This is a genomic window from Gemmatimonadaceae bacterium (assembly GCA_016720905.1).
In the GTDB taxonomy this organism is placed as follows: domain Bacteria; phylum Gemmatimonadota; class Gemmatimonadetes; order Gemmatimonadales; family Gemmatimonadaceae; genus Gemmatimonas.
Genome location: JADKJT010000002.1, coordinates 395,614 through 414,528, shown reverse-complemented (window position 1 = coordinate 414,528; position 18,915 = coordinate 395,614). Strand labels below are relative to the sequence as shown.

Annotated in this window: 16 protein-coding genes; 5 read left to right on the top strand and 11 right to left on the bottom strand. The window is 65.7% G+C overall.

Annotated features, from left to right (window positions below):
- The first annotated feature begins 48 nt into the window (after positions 1 to 48).
- The gene (locus IPP90_04080) at positions 49 to 1,239 is read left to right on the top strand and encodes a DUF1343 domain-containing protein (GenBank protein ID MBL0169901.1); all 1,191 of its coding nucleotides are present in this window, start codon (positions 49 to 51) and stop codon (positions 1,237 to 1,239) included.
- A gap of 39 nt (positions 1,240 to 1,278) precedes the next feature.
- Here IPP90_04080 and IPP90_04075 read toward each other — a convergent pair whose 3' ends face one another.
- Positions 1,279 to 1,722, bottom strand: a complete 444-nt coding sequence (locus IPP90_04075; GenBank protein ID MBL0169900.1) for a hypothetical protein — start codon at positions 1,720 to 1,722, stop codon at positions 1,279 to 1,281.
- A 280-nt stretch (positions 1,723 to 2,002) separates the two neighbouring features.
- Here IPP90_04075 and IPP90_04070 point away from each other — a divergent pair, with 280 nt between their 5' ends.
- From IPP90_04070 to IPP90_04055, 4 genes are read left to right on the top strand one after another with little or no spacing between them, the layout of a single operon-like run.
- Positions 2,003 to 2,584, top strand: a complete 582-nt coding sequence (locus IPP90_04070) for a sigma-70 family RNA polymerase sigma factor (protein ID MBL0169899.1) — start codon at positions 2,003 to 2,005, stop codon at positions 2,582 to 2,584.
- Positions 2,584 to 2,895, top strand: coding sequence for a zf-HC2 domain-containing protein (locus IPP90_04065; protein ID MBL0169898.1), 312 nt, complete (start codon positions 2,584 to 2,586; stop codon positions 2,893 to 2,895). The genes IPP90_04070 and IPP90_04065 overlap by 1 nt, the downstream gene beginning before the upstream one ends.
- Positions 2,892 to 3,662 (top strand): cytochrome b/b6 domain-containing protein, encoded by a 771-nt coding sequence (locus IPP90_04060; protein ID MBL0169897.1) that lies wholly within the window; start codon positions 2,892 to 2,894, stop codon positions 3,660 to 3,662. Before IPP90_04065 ends, IPP90_04060 begins: the two co-directional genes overlap by 4 nt.
- A complete protein-coding gene (locus tag IPP90_04055; protein ID MBL0169896.1) occupies positions 3,659 to 4,474 on the top strand; it encodes a molybdopterin-dependent oxidoreductase in 816 nt (271 codons plus the stop codon). Before IPP90_04060 ends, IPP90_04055 begins: the two co-directional genes overlap by 4 nt.
- 68 nt (positions 4,475 to 4,542) lie before the next feature.
- On the opposite strand, the gene IPP90_04050 is transcribed toward IPP90_04055, so the two are convergent.
- From IPP90_04050 to IPP90_04005, 10 genes are all read right to left on the bottom strand, one after another.
- Positions 4,543 to 8,334, bottom strand: coding sequence for a DUF4175 family protein (locus IPP90_04050; GenBank protein MBL0169895.1), 3,792 nt, complete (start codon positions 8,332 to 8,334; stop codon positions 4,543 to 4,545).
- Complete coding sequence (locus IPP90_04045) at positions 8,331 to 10,412, bottom strand: BatA and WFA domain-containing protein (protein ID MBL0169894.1); 2,082 nt, start codon at positions 10,410 to 10,412, stop codon at positions 8,331 to 8,333. The genes IPP90_04050 and IPP90_04045 overlap by 4 nt, the downstream gene beginning before the upstream one ends.
- Before the next feature lie 12 nt (positions 10,413 to 10,424).
- Positions 10,425 to 11,324 (bottom strand): DUF58 domain-containing protein, encoded by a 900-nt coding sequence (locus tag IPP90_04040; GenBank protein MBL0169893.1) that lies wholly within the window; start codon positions 11,322 to 11,324, stop codon positions 10,425 to 10,427.
- 2 nt (positions 11,325 to 11,326) lie between these two features.
- On the bottom strand, positions 11,327 to 12,352 hold the full coding sequence (locus IPP90_04035) for a MoxR family ATPase (protein MBL0169892.1): 1,026 nt from the start codon (positions 12,350 to 12,352) through the stop codon (positions 11,327 to 11,329).
- Between the two features lie 57 nt (positions 12,353 to 12,409).
- Positions 12,410 to 13,180, bottom strand: a complete 771-nt coding sequence (locus IPP90_04030) for a DUF4159 domain-containing protein (GenBank protein ID MBL0169891.1) — start codon at positions 13,178 to 13,180, stop codon at positions 12,410 to 12,412.
- Between the two features lie 58 nt (positions 13,181 to 13,238).
- Positions 13,239 to 13,799, bottom strand: coding sequence for a tetratricopeptide repeat protein (locus tag IPP90_04025; protein MBL0169890.1), 561 nt, complete (start codon positions 13,797 to 13,799; stop codon positions 13,239 to 13,241).
- A gap of 822 nt (positions 13,800 to 14,621) precedes the next feature.
- The gene (locus tag IPP90_04020) at positions 14,622 to 15,620 is read right to left on the bottom strand and encodes a hypothetical protein (protein ID MBL0169889.1); all 999 of its coding nucleotides are present in this window, start codon (positions 15,618 to 15,620) and stop codon (positions 14,622 to 14,624) included.
- Positions 15,617 to 16,567 carry a hypothetical protein gene (locus IPP90_04015; protein MBL0169888.1) on the bottom strand — a complete coding sequence of 317 codons (951 nt, stop codon included), beginning with the start codon at positions 16,565 to 16,567 and terminating at the stop codon, positions 15,617 to 15,619. Before IPP90_04015 ends, IPP90_04020 begins: the two co-directional genes overlap by 4 nt.
- Positions 16,564 to 18,537: a hypothetical protein gene (locus tag IPP90_04010; GenBank protein ID MBL0169887.1), complete on the bottom strand. Its 1,974-nt coding sequence runs from the start codon at positions 18,535 to 18,537 to the stop codon at positions 16,564 to 16,566. Before IPP90_04010 ends, IPP90_04015 begins: the two co-directional genes overlap by 4 nt.
- On the bottom strand, positions 18,515 to 18,856 hold the full coding sequence (locus tag IPP90_04005; protein ID MBL0169886.1) for a hypothetical protein: 342 nt from the start codon (positions 18,854 to 18,856) through the stop codon (positions 18,515 to 18,517). Before IPP90_04005 ends, IPP90_04010 begins: the two co-directional genes overlap by 23 nt.
- Positions 18,857 to 18,915 lie beyond the last annotated feature (59 nt).

The window sequence follows — 18,915 nt, the reverse complement described above, 5'->3', positions numbered from 1 at the left end:
GCGGACGGCGGCATGGCGAGGGCGATCGGATGTGAACAACATTGTCACGTGTCCACTCACGTCCAATTCGGGGTCGATCGACTGTGCGGTAACCCGTCGCTTTTGGCCGGCGCGCGACGGGTCGCACTGGTGACCAACGACGCCGCCCGCCTGGCCGCCGACACGACGGCGCTGTCGCGCGTGGCCATGCTCGACGCCGGCGTTCCGCTGGTGCGACTCTTCGGTCCGGAGCACGGGCTGTCGGCAACGGCCGCCGATGGCGCGGCGGTGCCTGATGACTTCGACACACGCACCGGGCTTCCGGTGGTGTCGTTGTACGGCCACCATATGCGCCCTACTGCAGAATCGCTCCGTGACGTGGATGCCGTGCTCTATGACATTCCGGACGTCGGTGCCCGGTTCTATACCTATACCTGGACGCTGTACCACGTGCTGGCGGCCTGCGAAGACGCCGGTGTGCCAGTGGTGGTGCTTGATCGGCCAAATCCGCTGGGTGGTGAGCTGTCGCAGGCGGAGGGGCCGATGCTGGATCTCGCCACCCGCTCATTCGTCGGCGAGGACGTCATCCCCGTGCGACATCAACTCACGCTCGGGGAACTCGCGCGATTGTGGCAACGCGAACGGTTTCCGGCGGTCGCGCTCACCGTGGTGCGATGTGCTGGCTGGCGTCGGGCGATGCACTGGACGGACACCGGATTGACCTGGGTGCCGACGTCCCCGGCCATGCCCACGTACGACAGCGCCCGATGCTACCCCGGACTGTGTCTTTTCGAGGCCACGAACCTCAGCGTTGGTCGCGGCACCGATGGACCGTTTCAGTGGGTGGGTGCCCCGTGGCTGGATAGCGCACGTGTGCTGCAGGCAATTGCCCGGTTGTCGCCGAACACTGGGTGCACCGCGCAGCACTTCACGCCGACCATGGCACCGTACAAGGGCGAATTGTGCCAGAGCATTCAGGTCAACCGGGCGACGGCGAGTAGGCCTGGCATTGTGGCGCTGGGTCTGTTGCTGATGGCGGCAATCGCCAGCACTCACGACGGGCAGTTTCAGTGGGCTGCGTATCCGACTGCCGCCAATCCCGGCGGCACCGGGCACTTCGAACGGCTGGTCGGGCGGCGCGATATCCGTGCGGTCTTCGAGTCAACGCCCGACGCCATTGATGCGGCCGTGGTGGCCAGGTGGACGACCGTCGACGGGTGGGGCGAGCGCGTACGCGAAGTGCTTTGCTACGCGTCGTGATTCATGACCGGACCACCGACGTACCGCAGGGGCTGTGTGTCAGGCCACCCGGTGTTGCGGCCCGTCGCGTACGTCGCACACCGGCGCATTGGTGCCAATGGCCGAACCGTCTGGGTTGGCGGTGAAGATCCACACCGTGCCGGTGCGGATGGAGTAGTACATGCGCATCAACACCGTGCGCGGCATGAACAGGTGCGAGAACGTGAACCGGAATACGTCGTCGAGATGACGCGAGGCCAACGCCTCGACATATCGCCCGTAGACGTCGGCCACGAACGCCGACGGCGCCACCTCATTGAAGAAGTCGCGTCCGATGGGACGCCCCTCCGCCCACCCCAGTTCGTACGCCTCGGCGAGGTTGAACGAGAGCACCCGCCCCTCGGGGTCCAACTGGACCACTCCGTAGGGGATCGCGTCCAGTTCCTCGTCCGAGAATCGGTCGAGGAAGGGTGCCAGCATCCGGGTGGTGGTCTCGAGGGACATGACGCGACCTTTCGGGCCTGGACGGCCATCCCCGGCTTCGAGGTCGGCAGACGTCCGAGTATTAAGGTTCGGATTGGCCCACTGCGGACTTGAGGGGTGGCTGGAACTCGTCGCCGACTGGCGGCGCGACAGCGGATTGGGGGAGTGAACCCGGGAACTGATTTCCCTCGCCACGGATACGTCCCTCACCGGCCCCCTAACGGCTTCACCGCTTGGGCGACCCGCAGGCCAACCCCTCGAATTCGGTCACCGCGATAGCCCATGGACGGAGTTTCGTGACGTGACCGATGCCGAAGCAGGCTCCCAGTTCGACACGGCCGCGCTGGCGTGCCTCGACCATGTCGCGCGGTTCGCCAGGTCGCTCGCCCGTGACGAGTCGGATGCGGATGATCTCGTGCAGGAGACGTATCTCCGTGCGTTCCGCAGTCGACACACGTTCCAACCCGACGGGGATATGCGTCGTTGGCTCTTCACCATCTGCAAGCACGCGTTCCTGCGCGATCGTGAGCGGAACGCGCGTGAGATGGTTTCCCTGGACGGCGATCCGACGGACGAAACGCTGGCCGCGGTGCGGCTGCACAATCAGCTGGTCGCGTCGGACGATGTCCAGTTGCTCGACCGCCTCGATCTGGCCCCCGCGGTGGCGACCGCGCTGACCGCGTTGAGTCTGCCTTTGCGGATGGCCGTCGTGCTGGTTGATCTCGAGGGTTACGACTATGCGGACGCCGCCGAGATCATGCAGGTCCCCATTGGCACAGTCCGTTCGCGGCTGTTTCGCGCGCGACGCGTGCTGCAGGAATCCCTGATGCAATTCGGCCGTGACGCCGGATTGCTCCCGTCCGCCGCCCCACGAGGTGCATGATGCACGAGACGTCCCCTGCGGTTCCCCCGGGCATCCCGGTGTTCGATTGCGAACAGACGGTCAGGCGGCTGTGGGACTATCTCGACGGTCAACTCGGATCAGTCGACCGGCGTGCGGTGGACGCGCATCTCGCCGATTGCGATCGCTGCCCGCCGCACTTCGAGTTCGAGCGGCGTTTTCTGGAAACCGTGCGCGCAGCCCGCGATCTCACACTGACACCGGATGCGGCACAGTCACAGGCGCTGCGCGAGCACGTGGTGGCGATGCTGGTGACGAAAGGTGAACTGCAGAGCCCTGGGAACTCGAGATGAGTGACGCCCCACGGCACCACTGGATTGTGCGGTCGACCCACTGGATCAACGCGCTCGCGTTTACGATCATGGTGGGAAGCGGCCTGCGCATCTTCAACGCCTATCCGGCGTTCGCGAGAAAGGGCGAGACCTTTTGTTGCTATCCGTTCGAAGGTCGACGCATTCCGGATTGGCTCACGTTTGGTGGATGGCTGGGCGGCGCGCGCCATTGGCATTTCGCCATGATGTGGGTGCTGGTAGCCACGGGGCTCGTGTATGTCGGCTTCGTCCACCTGCATGGGGAATGGCGGGACCTCGTGCCGCGTCGCGGCGACGCGCGCGACGCGTGGGAGATGATCCGGTTCTATCTCTACCGGCGCAAAGACCACCCCCCGCATGGCAAGCACAATGCCATGCAGAAGGCCACCTACTTCGTGATGCCGATCCTGGCGGCGATGATTGTCGTGTCCGGCATCGCCATCTGGAAGCCGGTGTCGTTGGGCTGGCTGACCAACCTGCTGGGCGGCTATGTCTGGGCCAGATACTGGCACTTCTCGGCCATGGTGGCGCTGGTGGCACTGTCGGTGGCCCACGTGTTCATGGTGATCAGCGTCGACCCCTACAGTTTGCGCAGCATGATCACCGGCGGGCACGACGAGCGATTCTCGCCGATTGCGCGGAATGCGCGTCCGTTCCAGGGCTTGCTGCCAAAGCGGGTGCGCGAGGCAGTGGTTCCGGCCTCCGTGCACGCGGTGGCCGCCACGACCACCGAGGAGGCGGGATCATGACGTCGCGTGTAGTGCGCCTCAAGGCCATTGCGCTGATCGATCAATCGGTCAGTGCGCTGGAATCCGGTCGCGACGATGGGGCCGTGCGCGGTGTGTCGCCCGCCGTTGATCGACGCGCGTTCGTCAAGGCGAGCGCGTCATCATTGGCGTTGGCCTGGCTGGCCGCCTGCAACTCATCAGGACCACGCAGCGCGGAGAAAGCGCTGGCGTACGCGACGCGCAAGAACGAGTCGGTGGAGAAGTGGCTGCTGCGTCATACGACCATGGATCACGGATCGCCGGGCGCAGTCGTGGCGGGAGGACGATTCCCGTCGTACTTCATTTCCGATGTGGTGCCGAGTTATAACGAGGCGCTGAGCGGACCATGGACCCTGGAAGTCAGCGGGATGGTGCGGAACCCGGTGAAGCTCACGCTGCCCCAGCTCATGGCCCTGCCGCGGGTCGAGCAGCGTGTGAATCATTTCTGCGTGGAAGGATGGAACGCGGTGGCGCAGTTTGCCGGCGTGTCGATGCGCGAGATTGCGAAGGTGGTCGGCGCGCAGCCCGGGGCGAGCGTGGTGGATTTCCAGTCGTTTGACGACGGCTACCACGAAAGCTGGGACATCGAGAGCACGATGCATCCGCAAACGATGGTGGTGTACGCCAAGGATGGCGTGGCGCTCACGCCGGCATATGGCGCGCCGGCGCGGTTGCACTCCCCGATCAAGCTGGGCTACAAGAACACCAAGTACCTGACCAAGGTGGTGTTCATGGCCGAGCGCAACGGTGGCTACTGGAGCGACAAAGGGTACGAGTGGTTTGGCGGGACGTGATGTGGCAGACGGGAGACGGGAGACGGGAGACGGGAGACGGGAACCGTCTCTCGTTTCCCGTTTCTGCGTCACGGCTTCTTCTTCGTGCTGCCGGCCAGACTCCGGTAATACTCCTCGATCATCGCGCGGTATTCCGCGGGGACGGGGGCATTGGAGCCAAGGGCGGGACGCCCATCGTTGCCTAGCCCGAGCGATCGGTAGAGACCGAACTCGAAGGTCTTGAGTCCTTCGATCATCGCGCCCTGCAGCTGCGTCAGAGCTTTGGGGTCGTTGAACGCACGTGAATTCTCCAACTGTCGCAAGTTCTCGATGGCCTGATCGAGCTCTCGCGTGTTCACGCCCTGCTGCGCGAGTTCACGTCGCAATCCTTCGGCGTTTTCGCGCCGCAGGCGGAATTCGCGCGTGAACTGTTGGATATCTCCTGCCGGCATCTGCTGTCCGGCTCGGGGCGCACCGTTGGGGTTGCCGCCGCCGAACTGATTGTTGGGCGTGCCACCGGGCCGAGGGGTGTTGCTGTTGTTGCCGCGACCACCTGGCTGTCCGCCTTGATTCTGGCCCTGCCCTTGGCCTTGCTGGCCTTGCTGGCCTTGCTGGCCTTGCTGGCCTTGCTGGCCTTGCTGGCCTTGCTGGCCTTGCTGGCCTTGCTGGCCTTGCTGGCCTTGCTGGCCTTGCTGGCCTTGCTGGCCTTGCTGTCCTTGCCGCCCCTGTTGTCCCTGCTGGCCCTGCTGTCCCTGCTGTCCCTGCTGTCCCTGCTGCCCCTGCTGCCCCTGCTGTCCCTGCTGTCCCTGCTGTCCCTGCTGTCCTTGCTGCCCTTGCTGCCCTTGCTGCCCTTGACCCGCCTGCTGTTTGTCCGCAACACGCTGGCGCAATGACTCGAGATTCTGCACCAATTCGCGCGTTTGACCCAATGCGCGTTCTTGCTGTCGAGACGCCGATTCCCCTTGCATGGAACCCGCGGCCTGACTCATCCGCTCGGCGACATCCTTGAGATTTTCCGAGATCTGGCCTTCGAACGACTTGGCATACTCACCGGAACCGGCGCGCATGACGTTCTTGGAGAAATCGATCTTGTCCTTGAGGCGCGTGTCACGTATCGCCTCGGCGGCTTCGCTCAATTTGCCCGCCGCCTTTGGCTGATCCCGACGTCCGTCCCGCGACAGGCGGTCCGCTTCGGCCTCGAGTTTGCCCACGTCGTTCGCCAAGGCGTCTTTGCGATCCATCAGTTTCTGCATCTGCTGCGAGCGCTGCTCGCCGGACGCTGCCTGCGCGGCCTCCACATCATTGGCGATCTCGCGCTGACGCGATTCCATCTCTTTGGCTTGCTGCGCGAGTTTCTGAATGCCCTGATTGGTGGCGTCTGTCTTGCTGCCTTCCAGGTTGCGTGCAGCGCGGTTGAGTTCCTCGAGGGCCTTGCTGCCCTGGGCTGACGATCCCGTTGCCGCGCGACGCATCGCGTCTGCTGCCTGCTGCATTTGACGCGCCGCATCCGCGAGTTCCGGATTGTTCTGTTCGCGGGACAGTCGCTCAAGACGACGCGCCTCTTCCTCGGCCTGCTTGGCAAGGTCACGTTGGGCGCCGCTGTTGCCGCCGCTATTTCCTCCGTTTGCGCCGCCGGCGCTGGCACTTCCACTGCTGCCGCTGCTCGCTCCACCGCTGGAGTTCTGCCCCATGCGCTGGCGCAGCGCTTCCGCCATGCGCTGCATGCGCTCGTTTTCCTGCTGTTGGCGATTGGCCAACTGCTTGAGCCGTTCCAACGTCTCGTCCACTTCGCGTTGCGGCTGCGCCTGCGACGACTGTTGCTGCACGGCCTCGTACTGATTGCGCAGCTTGTCGGTTTGCAGTTCGAAAAGGTCCGCGAGGTCTTCCGGCTTCTGTCCCTGTTGACCGCCGCCACCGCCGCCGCCGCCACCACCGCCGCCCATCTGAACCTGCACGTCGCGATACATGGCTTCGGCCCGCTGCAGGTGCTGCAGCGCTCGCTGCTCCGGTGGCAACGCTGTTCCGCCCAGTCCACGTCCGAGTTGCTCTTCCGACGCCTTCATTTCAACGGTGGCAGACTCCAGTTCCTTCTGGATCTTCGCAAACGTGGTGTCGGTGGCCGCGACGCCACGATCCACCAGTCGCTTGGCCAGCGCCGCAACGTCTTCGCGCAACCGACCCTGGGCGATGGTCAGCGTGGTGACATCCTCGCGACGCTTCTTGGCCGGCGTCGTGCTGCTGTCACGCAGCCAATTGAAGGTGCCGGCCACCACCTCGCGCTGACGCTGCACGAATCCGTCTGGTGAGTCGGGCTGCTGTCCGCCGCCCCCGCCACCGCCGCCACCCTGCTGTTCCGACTGCTTGTAGTTCTTGGAGAACGGGCGGACTTCGAGGAAATACACGTCGCTGCTGCCCTCATGCCCGGCGCCGTCGCGCGCGACCGCGTGGTAGGCCAACAGATCACCCGGTGACAGGTCCAACTCCTCCAGCAGAGTCATATGCTCGCCCCGCGCGTGTCGCGGTAGGCGCTGGGGGCTGTCCTGAATCGGGACACGCTTCTCGTCACCGCCATTGACGCGATAGCGCAGTTCGAGCTTGGTGACTCCGAGATCGTCACTGGCCTGCACCGCCACCGTCACTTCATCGGTGTTCGAGACCTTGGTGTCGCGCCCCGGCTCCTCGATACGCACGGATGGCGCGCGATCCGGGATGGCATCAACGACATACTGCACCGAGCCGGCAACCATCGTGCCGTCGAGGGTCTCGAGATCGACGCGATAGAATCCACTCTTGCGCACCACAAACGAGCCGCTGACCACCGAGTCGCCCTGCGCCACGAGCGGCACGACCGTGCCATCATCGAAATGCAGTTGTCCGCTCTTCACGGCGCGGGTAATGCTGGCATGCACCACGACGGTGGTGCCGACCACGGCTGCGACATCGCCACCATCCTCGATGTGCTCCGTCGGCAACCCGCTATACGCCGGGAAGCGGAGATCGAGCGCCATGTGCGACACCGCCGGCAAATCGCTCACCTTCAATCGAAACATCGGTGATCGAATGTCGGCTGATTCGACGTAATACTCGGTCGGACTGGTCAGGTCGAATATCCGTGAACGAAAGCCGCTGGAGTCCGCGTCGCGGCTCATGGGCAGTCGCGTCCACTCGGCCCCCGAATCGCTGCGAAACACCAGGTCGGCCGCGTCGGCGGCAAAACCCACCAGCGCGGCATGCACTTCGATGGCGCCGCCTCGCGGGACCGTGGCGTTTCCCGGCTCGACGGTTACCAGCCGTCGCGGAACCGCCGCTTCGGCCGTGGCCCACGGCACGAACAGCAACCGCGCCCCATCACGAATCGCGGCCGGACCAAGTATGAACAGCAGCGCGGCGACGACTCCGAGTCCGCCCAGCAATTTGCCGGCGCGCGCCATGCGCGGCCGTTCCAGTGCCGCACGCTCTTGCAGCGGCCGGATGGCCGCGGTGGCGCGCGTCATCAATCGCGCGGACAGTGATGCGGACACACGTTCCGCTTCCGGACGGTGCGCTTCCTGCACCGCGGTGAGCAGGGCCTGCCGCAACTGCGGAGCGTGTTCCTCCACGTACAGCGCAAATCGTTCATCGCTGGCGCGTTTCAACAGGGGCAAGATCAATCCGCGAACGATGGCCGCCACGATGAGTCCGTAGCCGGTGACACGGGCCGCCAGCAGCACCCGGGCGTTGTCCGCATCGTTGGTGCTGAAGGTCCGCAGCACGATGATGGTCGCCAGGACCGCGAGGATGACCGCAATGACGATCCACACCAGCGACTCCAGCAGCACGCGCTGCCGCCACTGGCGTCGGAGCACGCCGAGTGTCGTGAGCAACTGACGATCTGGACTCATCGTGGACTCCTGTCCGGCAATGCCGGATCCGGGGTAACCGGGCGGGTGCGTCGGGCGATGGCGCGCCAACCGCGAGTGGCCATGAAAGTCTCGCCAATAAGTGCGAGAGCGACAATGATCAAAAACACGCGCCACGGATTCTGGCGACGCTCGAGCTCGGTCGGTGTGGGCGGCGCCGCCGCGGCGGCCGCCGACGGGGCCGACTCGCGTACCCCAAGCAGCAGTTCCTTGGGATCAATGGGCGTGAGGTCGGACTCGCCAGGCGGCACGTTGACGGCGGCCAGTGCTTCCGGCGCCCCCGTCACGCTTCCCGAGAATGCCGCATACAGTCCCGCGTCGGCCAGCGGGACCGCGCGGCCCAGCGAATCGCCCTTGGGGCGCAGCAGCGATCCATCGGGCGTACGCACCACCGGATCACGCAGGCTGTCGGGCAACGACCAGCTTTCCGCCGTCGTACGCCACAGCGGCACCGCGTCACGTCCCGACGTGTGCAGCAACAGCTGACGCACAAACGGCAGGAACGCCGGCTGCAACGGCAAGTCGCCGTTCTGGGCGTCAAGCGGAACCGCCAGGGCCAGCACATGTCCCGTGCCGAGTCGCCGCTCCATCACCGCCGGCAGCCCGTCGTCGAATCGCGCCAGGACATCGACATCGCGCGGTGCGTCGAGGCGCACATAGCGCAGCAGTCGCGTACCGGCAAAGGCATCCTCCACTTCGCGGAACGGTGCGAACAGCGCGTGCTCAAACCGGAAGTCGCGCAACGAGCCACCGCGATCGACCAGACGGTCCGCCATGCCGCTCGATTTTGCCGGCAGCAGCGCCGACATCGTCGCGCGCGATGCGGTCCGACGGCCGGCCAGCAGGATCACGCCGCGGCCTTCCGTCACATACGGGGTAAGCAACGCCGTGGCGGCGTCGGTTGGCGTGGCATCCCAGTAGAACACCACATCGTGCTGCCTGAGGACCAGACTGGTGACCGCCGACGCGCGCACCCGGTCAAGGCGCACTTCGGGGGCGCGTCCGATGGCCAGCGCGCGTTCGAGAAACAGAGTCTCGTCGTTGACGGCGTCGTCGGGCAGCACCAACGCCACACGCAGCACATCGTCGCGCGGCACGACGAACGCAAATCGATCATCGGCGGCCAGCGCGTCCGCGTCCAGCGTGACGGTGCCTTCCACCGCGCCATCCGGCGCCGCGACGGGCGCAAAGGTCACCACCGTCTCGCCATCGGCAACGAGCGTGACGCGTTGCGTGCCCGCCGCGCGACCGCTCAGCGTGAGCGTGGCCGTGATCGTGCGCGGCGTGCCCAACTCGCGCGAAAGAACCCGCGCTTTCACCGCCAGCATCGACCGGTTGTTCTCCACCACCCGACGCGCTTCCACCGCGCGTATCGTGCTGTTGGCGCGCGAAGGCGGTACCACCGCGACCGCGCGCAAGGTCACACCCGACGGCAGATCAAGTCCTGCAACACCCGTGGTGCCCACGCGCTGCAGATCGGAAATCAACACGATCTCGGCGGCCGCATAGGGGGCGTCCAGCAGCATCTGGCGTGCCGTCCGAATGGCCGGGGCGAATCGCGTACCGCGCACAGTGGTCTTCGCGCTGGACAACACGGCGACGGCGGCCGCCTTGTCGTCGGTGAGGCGCTGCGCGATCTCGGCGGCGTCGTCGAACAGCACCACACCCACCCGGTCGCGAGCGCCCAGGGCGCGCACCACCGCGCGCGCCGAGTCGAGCGCCGCCGGCCAGATGGCCGCGTGACTCATGCTGAGCGAGCGATCGAGCGCGATGACCACGGCGCGCGTGCGCGTGTCCGCTGACGCCGCCGAACGTTTCGTGAACACCGGGCGGGCAAAGGCCAGTGCCAGCAGCGCAATGGCCAAGGCGCGCAGCAGCAGCAACGGCCAATCGGTCACGCGTTGACGTCGCGCCGTGCGAATCGGCAGCTGCTCCAGGAACATCAGCGAGGGAAAGCGATACGGCCGTTCCTTGTCGCGATGTCGCAGGTGGACCAGCAGCGGGATGACCAGCACGGCCAGCCCGGCCAGAAATGCGGGAACGAGGAATCCGAGACCCATGTGGCGGGCGCCTCAGCGCACCCGACTGCGCGTAAGGCGTGCGTCGAGATAGGCGTGAAGGGCACGGTCCAGCGGTTCGCTGGTGTCCAGGCGCACGTAATCCGCGCCGGCTGCCGCGATGCGTCGCGTCAGTGCGTCATGGTGGGCTGTCAGCAACGCCTGATATTTCCCGCGCAGTTCTCCCGGTTTGAGCGGCAGCAGTGCGCCACTCTCGGCGTCTTCAAAGGTGGCCGGCAAGTCGCCGGGCAGTTCCAGCTCCGCCGGGTCGACGATATGAAACACGATGACATCATGGCCACGCGTGCGAAGCGCATCAATGGCCCGGCCGAGTGCCTCAGGACGCTCGTAGCAATCGGTGATCAGCACGACGATGCCGGTGCGCTGCGTCAGCAGCCCCACGCGTTCGATGGCGGCCATCAGATGGCTGCCGCCTTTGGCCCTGGCGCGTGCGAGCGTGTGCAACATCAACTGCAGGTGGCGCACCGACGGCGGCACGATGTCGATCAGGTCGCCGGTGAAGGTCGCCAGACCCACCCGATCACCCTGCTGCTGCGACAGCCACGCCAGCGAGGCCGTGAGAAACCGCGCGTATTCGAATTTCGTGACCGACCCACTGCCGAAGTCCATCGATCCCGATTGGTCCAGCGCAAACAACACACTCGCGTTCGTGTCGGCGTCGTACTGCTTGATGTAGAACCGGTCGGTGCGCCCATACAGCCGCCAGTCGATGGGGCGCAGGTCGTCACCCGGTTGATACGAACGGTGTTCCGCGAAGTCGAGTGACGACCCTTTCCGCAATGACCGATGATGGCCGTGCATGAATCCATCCACCACCGTGCGCGCCAGCAACGCCAGATCGGAGATGCGGGCGAGCAGCGCCGGTTCGAGGAATGCGGCAGGAGCGGCAGACACGATCAGATGCCGGACTTGGGCAGCGGCACGATGTCCAGCAGGCGCGACACGAGCGCGTCGGTGGTCACTTTCTCCGACTGCGCCTGGAAGTTGACCAGCACCCGATGCCGCAATACAGGGCGTGCCAGCGCACGGACATCCTCGAAGCCCGCGCTGGCGCGACCCTGCAGCAGCGCCCGCGCCTTGGCGCCCAGCACCAACGCCTGCGCCGCGCGCACCGACGCGCCATACGACACGTACTGCGTGACGAAATCCGGCGCGCCGTCGCCTGGCCGGGATGTGCGCACCAGCCGCACGGCATAGCGCGTCACGGCGTCCGCAATCGGCAGGCGACGCACTACGCGCTGGAACGCCAGGATCTCGGCTTTCCCCACCACGGGCTGCACCGCCTCGGGAGGCAGTGACGTGGTCGCACGCACGATGGCCACCTCGTCCTCTTCCGGCGAATAGTCCAGCATCACTTCCAGCATGAAGCGATCGAGTTGCGCTTCCGGCAGGGGATAGGTGCCTTCGAGTTCGATGGGATTCTGCGTGGCAAACACGAAGAACGGTGCGTCAAGGTCATACGTGCGACCCTGCACGGTGACACGGCGCTCCTGCATGGCCTCCAGCAGCGCCGCCTGCGTCTTCGGTGGCGTGCGGTTGATTTCGTCGGCCAGCAGGACATTGGCAAACACGGGTCCCGGCATGAACGCCAGCCGCCGATGTCCCGTGGTGGGATCATCCTGGATCACATCGGTGCCGGTGACATCCGACGGCATCAGGTCGGGCGTGAACTGGATGCGCGAGAATTTGAGGTCGAGCGCGCGCGCCAACGTCGAGATGAGCAACGTCTTGGCCAGCCCGGGCACGCCCACCAGCAGGCAGTTGCCACCGGCAAAGAGCGCGATGAGGGCCTGCTCGACCACGGACTCCTGTCCAACGATGACCTTGCGCAATTCACGGGTGATGCGATCGCCGGTGTCTTGCAGGCGGTCGGCCAGTGTGGCGTCGTCGAGGCGGTCCAGATCAGCGCTTGGAGAGGTCATCGGGGAAGACAGGAGAAGGGAGACGGGAGACGGAAGACGCTGGCACGCCAGTCGACACTATCGCGTGAGGGCGTAGATGATGTAGTTCACGCCCAGCTTGTACGCTTCGTTGGACGCATCCATCGGAAACATGCCCTGATCGGAGAACTCCCAATACTCCGACATGTCGTTGTTGTAGTTCACCACGGCCATCAGGCGCTTCTTGGGATCATTGTCCTCGAAGATGCCATAGAACACCGACTTGAAGCCGCGATAGTACGGGTGCTCGTAGTCCAACGACTTGATCTTGTAGAACGAATCGAACAGCGGGTGCGCCAGGGTCAACTCGATGGGCCGAAGCTTCGGGAGCACCTTGCGCATCTGCTCTTCGAAATTCATCCAATGCTCACCGGCGAAATCGTCGAAGATCACGAAGCCGCCCTTGGTCAGGTAGTTGCGCAGCCCCAGCACTTCCTGATCGTTTGGCCGCCAGAACCCCGGCTCCGTGATGAACGCCACCGGGTACTTGGTCAGCTGCGGATCATCCAGCGTCAGGATGTTGCTGCCGGCCGTATGGATGCGAATGGTCGACAACTCCGACATCACTTTCGCGAAATGCTGCTCGCCGCGCGGATAGTCGTGCGCCCACTTGATGTCCTGGCCGCGAAACCCTCCGTCCATCGGAATGTCGTACCGCACGCGGATGTACGTGAAGCGGCCATCGTACGGCACGTTGGGCAGAATCGTCGGGCCGTTGCGGCCGCCGCGGCCGCCCCGGCGCTGTGCGTCGGCCGTTCCGGCGATGCCCAAGGCGAGCACGATGCCCATCAACAGCGGGCGCCGCACCATCCGCCACCGACGGTGGCAGGCCGTTCGCATTGATTTCATGGTGACGGGTTGCCCCGGTTCAAAGATGGTCATCGCGAATCCGGTCCTGCGACCTGCCTCGCAACTCCAGCAGCAGCACCTGCGCTTTCTCGAAAGACGGTGCTTGTTCGAGCACCTCCAGCAACTCGCGTCGGGCACCAGCCACATCTCCCGATGCGACCAACGCCCGTGCCAACTCATACCGCGCGGTCAGCACATCGGTTGGCTGATTGGCCACGACCGCGCGCCGTTCCCGAAGCGCCTTGGTGTGTTCGCCGCGCGCGGTCGCCAGTGTGGCCAATCGATCGTGCAGCACGTTGTCGTACGGGGAAATCCACAGCAAACGCTCCAGCGCCGCCATCGCGCCGGGAGCATCGCGGCGCCGTTCGCGCACATCGGCCTCCAGCTGATTGGGCTGCCAGGCGGTTTCGTTGCGACTGGTCATGACAGACAGCTGGGAAAGTGCTGTCGCGGAATCGCCGCGCTCGATCGCCAACTGCGCCAACAACCAGGCCGGACTGTCGTCGCCGGCATACTCGGGAAACAGCGCCTGCGCGCGCTCCAGCCGCGCCCGCGTGGAATCGCGCTGCTTCCGTTCCATCGCCTCGAGCGCCGACGCCATCGTCTCGATGAACGCGCCCTTGGGAATGAGCATGCCGGGCACGGTCGCTCGACCACTCGGCGCGCCACCGATAGCCGTACCCCGCCAACCGTCCGTTCGGCCGTGATGGACTTGAGCGGCACCGCAAACTTGGCGCGCATCCAGGAATCGAACAGCGTGTCAACCGCGACCGACGACATCCCCAGGACGCGTTCGAACACCGTAGGCGTGTCCAGTCCGTCACGATAGGCCGTGAGTAGTGCGGGCAGCGCCTTGGCGCCCTTCAGTGCCTCGACCATTTCGCAGAACAGCGAGGCCTGATAGTAGCTGAAGCCGATCTCGTCCGGAAAGCGCGGTCGCAAAAACCCTTCGTTGAGCTGACTGACGGGTCGCAATACGCCGCTGCCCAGCGCCGCGAGATACGGCACCGTGGCATCGGCGCCCCATCCACGCTGCGCGCGACGCTCCTCCAGCACGGACATGCCTTCCGACAGCCAGCGCGGGACGCGATGCGCCGATGCGCCAAGGGTGAAGGCGTGTGTCAGTTCATGCCACGCCGTCGATCCCCAGTTGAACGTGCCGCGATCACGCGCGCTGGGCGTGTCCATCGCCAGCAGACTGCCGAAACTGACACCCAGTGCGCCCAATCCGGTCAGGCCAACGCTGCGCACCGAAAAATCCGCGTGGTATCGATAGAACTCCAGACGCACCGGCGTTGGCGGCGCGAACCCGTAACGTACCTGCAGCGAATCAAACGCGCGCTCCAGCAATGGCACGATGTACATCGCCAGCAGATCCGCTTCCTCCGCCGGTGCCACGACTTCAAAGCGCCCCTGACGAATGGTGCGGAATGCCTTGAGCTTGTCCAGCAAATCCAGCGTGTTCTTGTGCCACACATTGAACGGATCGAGCACGAAGGCCCGGTCGAGTGTGGTTTGACCGGCGGCCATCTTGCCCGTGCGCAATTGATTGGTGCCCAATACCCCCAACGCGCGCACCGACAGGCTGTCGTACGATACGGCCTGCTCGGCCAGGCGCACGGCCTCCGCATACCGCCGCGTGCGAACCGCGGCCTCGGCCAACTCCGCATAGAAGTCGGATGGCCTCGGCTGCAACGTCATGGCCGCCGCGCGACGCCGGAACATCGCCGAGTCGCCACTTGAGCCATCCCACGGCACCAAGCACCGACCAGGCGGCAATCGATGTGCTGTCGGCCGCCAATGCCCGATGCGCGCTCACCGTCGCCGAGTCCCACTGCTCGGCTTCGAGTTGCATACGGGCAACAAACGCCAGCGCGCCCACCAGCTGCGGATTTGCGGCCAGCGCTTTGCGCGCCGTGGCCAATGCGGTGGATTTGCCCTCGAACTCTTCCACCTGTGCCAAGCCGAGCAAGGCCTCCGGGTCGTTGGGGGCGCGCTTCAGAACTGATTCGTACGACAGGCGTGCATCCGGCGCGTTGTACTTCTCGAGAAACAGGTTTCCGGTGCGTCGCGTGGCATCGAGGTTGGTGCTGTCGGCAGCGCCAGCATCGAATGCTGCCAGCGCCGCGCGCGCCGCGCTCGCGTCACCCGACGACAGCAGCACGTACGCACGCCCGGCGTTCACGTGCTCGGCACTGATCCGGCTGCCCGTTCGCCCATACTCCGCAACGATGGCCGAGGCCAATCGCGAGGCCTCGCGGCGGTCACCGCGCCGGGCCGCCGCCTCGGCCTGCTCGATCTGCGCGCGCCACCGTGCGGCCGGCGGCTGTGCCGGCGACTCTCGCGGCGCACAGGCCACCAGCGACAGGGCCAGCAGCGTCATGGCCAACGAGCGGTTCATGGCTTGCCTCCGGCCGCGCGAATGGCCTGCGTCTTCTCCGCCATGGCCAGCAGCAGTCGTTCCAGTTCACGACTGTAGGTAGCGGCATCCATCGTCGCCTTCTTGGCACGCAACGCCGCCACGTCGGATTCCAAGGCAAGCCGCTCGGACACCAACGCAGCAATGCGCGGGTCCGTGCTCACCATCGTGCGGCCAAATGACACGGTGGTCGCCCGCGTGGAGTCACTGATCTGCGCATGCTCAGTCTGCATGCGTCCGGTGGACTCGTACACCTTGGCCACCTCGCGACTGGTGTATCGAAACGCTTCCATCACCGAGACGCGTCCATCCTTATCGGCATCCGATTCGTCGCTGGCCAGTGCCTTCGCAAAGAGTCCGGCAAACACGGACTCGTTCTTCTCGACCGCGCTGCGCGTAGCGGTGATCACCACACGTCCCGGCGCTTTGAGGACTGGCAGAAAGTCGCCGCTGCCGGTCGCGGTATTCACCACGACCACCGTCTGTTTCGTGAACCCGCTCAGCCACGTGGCGTAATCGGTCGCGGTGGCATCGGGCCCGGGCAAATTCACCTTCGAGCCCGGTCCCTCGCCGCTACCGTGCCCGACCAACACCACCAGCAGCACGTCGCCGGGCAGTACGCGCGTGCTCAGCGTGGTGAACGCCTGCCCCACGGCATCGCGCGTTGAGCGGCCGCGCGACACGGCGGTGGGCACCGAGTCCTCCGTGAGGACAATGAGACTGGAGTCGTTCACACTCCATTTGACGCGCGCGACTTCCTTCACGGTTGCCGCGACTTGCTGGAACGATGTTCGAAACGCCGGATCGCCGGACAAGCCGGATACCACGAGCACGTGCGTGCGCTGCGCTTCAACGCGCGTCGCGACAAACCCAAACGTCAGCGGCATCATCGCGAGGTACGCGGCCCAACGGGGCAGTCGGCGCATCATGCGAGCCCCCGCCACCGTCGATAACCCCACTCAGCCCCCAGCAACAGCGCGAGTAGCAGGAACACGACGGGCATGTCCCACAGGTCCTTCGCTTCGCGCACCGTGACGCCGGCCTCGGTGAACATGGCGTCGTCCGCCAGTTTCGCGACGTCGTCCATCGTGTAGTAGCGTCCGCCTGTTTCCTTGGCGATGCGACGCAGCACGGCCGGGTGTTGCTCGGCTTGCGACACATCGGCACCGCGATCGTCCACCAACAGCGTGGTGGTGGCCGTGCGGGTGGAGTCGGTGCCGCGCTTTGCGGTTGCGGCAATCGCGTAGCGCCCGGAGTCTGCGGCCGTGAAGCGCCCGGTGTACGATCCATCCTCGCGCAGCGACCATTCCAGCGGCACGGTGATGGTGTTGCCCGTCGGCGTGGTTACCGCCACCGACACATTCGCGTCATTGATGTCGGCGAAGAACGTGTCGCCCAAATGCGCGCGCAACGTCACCGATTCGCCCGGTGCGACGCGCGACGGCGACGCGGCAATCTCGAAGGGTGCCGGCGCATCATCCACCAGCCAGCGCACCATCTGTCGCCAGAATGTCTGGTGCGTCATGTCGTCGACGGCAATGCTCGCGTCCATCTTCCACAGCCAGGAGTCCTGCACGGTGAACACGGCACTCATCCCGCGCCCATAGTGCTGCCACGCCAACACCGGCACATCGGCCCGTCCGCCTTCGATCTGTCCCGCCAACAGCACCGTGGCACCGGCGCGCAACGAGCCGGGTCGATTCACGGAGGTCAGCGCCGGGAGCGAATCCCAGCGCGCCCGTGACGACGCCATCGACGCACGCAACTGCAGGGCCGCATGTGACTCACCCGCTCGGGTCGGCCGAATCTTCATGGCGGTGGCCGGACCGTCCAGATTCGGTTCTCCGCGCGTGAGCGTGATCGGCAGGACATCGGCCAGCGGCGTATCGGCAAAGGCGCCCTCGGACAATGACGCGCGTCCGCCCAGCACCAGCAGGCCGCCGCCGCGACGACTCACGAAGTCGCTGATCATGCGCAACTGGTCGGCCGTGAAGAACGACGCCTCGATGCTGCCAAGGATAATCGCGCGATACGAGAAGAGCTCCTCCCGACTGGTGGGAAAGCCGCCCAGCAGTTCAAGACTGTCGCGCACGCCCAGCCGCAGAAACTTGCGTTCGGCACTGCGCATGAGGCCCACCACCTGCACGCCGCTGTCGGTTGCCACCGCGCGACGCAGGAACGCGAACTCCGGGCGCGGTTCGCCTTCCACGTACAGCACGCGATCCGGCCCGGCGCGCACCTCGATGCTGGTTTGCCACTCGTTGTTTTCGGTGACGATTTCGTTGGCCAGCGGTCGCGCGCGAACGGCCAGCCGGTGCACACCGGCCGACAGCGGCGGCACCCGCAAGCGGACGTGCACCAGGTCACCGGTGTCCGGCGACTTCACGGTGTCGGTTGATACCACGCGGCCATCGGCTTCCACGGAGATCAGTGCCATGTCGCGCCCGATGCCGCGCACGCGCACATCGGCCTCCACGAGCACGGTGGCGCCGGCAAGAGTGTGACGCGGGGCCTGCACGCGCTCTACGGCGAGATCGCGATCGAACCGTTCGCGTCCCACGCCAACGGTGTACACGGGAATGCGACGGGCACGCAGCGCGAGCAACGCATCGTCGTACCGTGTGCCGCCATTGTCCGCGCCATCGGACACCAACACCACGCCCGCCAGCGGAAGTCCATTGAGATCCTCGCGCACGGCGTCCAGCGCGCGGGCCAGATCGGAACGTGTGCCGGCACCCGTTAGGTCGCGCGCGCTCGCCAAGGGCGATGCGTCCGCGCCAAAGCGAAAGCGCCGCAGGGCGAATCGCTCACCGAGCGTGCGGCTCAGGGCGGCCGTGTCGTCGAACACGCGCTGCACGCGCGCCAGCCGCGATGTATCACCCACATCGCGTATGCGCATGCTGCGCGGAGTCGTCCATCACCACCGCAAAGACGTTGCGCTGCGGAACGGCCGAGGCGATCACCAGCCCGGGACGCAACAGGCAACCCAGCACCAGCAGCACCGCCAGCGTGCGCAGCGTGCCCAGCACCACGCGGTCACGCACCGACAGCGAGCGAACGCGCGCGTAAAAGAACGTGACCAGCAGCAGCGTGGCCGCCGCTGCCAGGGCAATGACGAGCACCGGGACAACGGGTGCCAGCGCAAAATCGCCGCGCGCGAACACGCGCAGCGGGAACTTGAAGAAGAACGTGACGATGGCGTCGACGACCGATGTCACAGAAGCGGGGCCGGACGGAGGTGGAGCGGAACGGGAAGGACGAGAGTGCACCGCGGAGC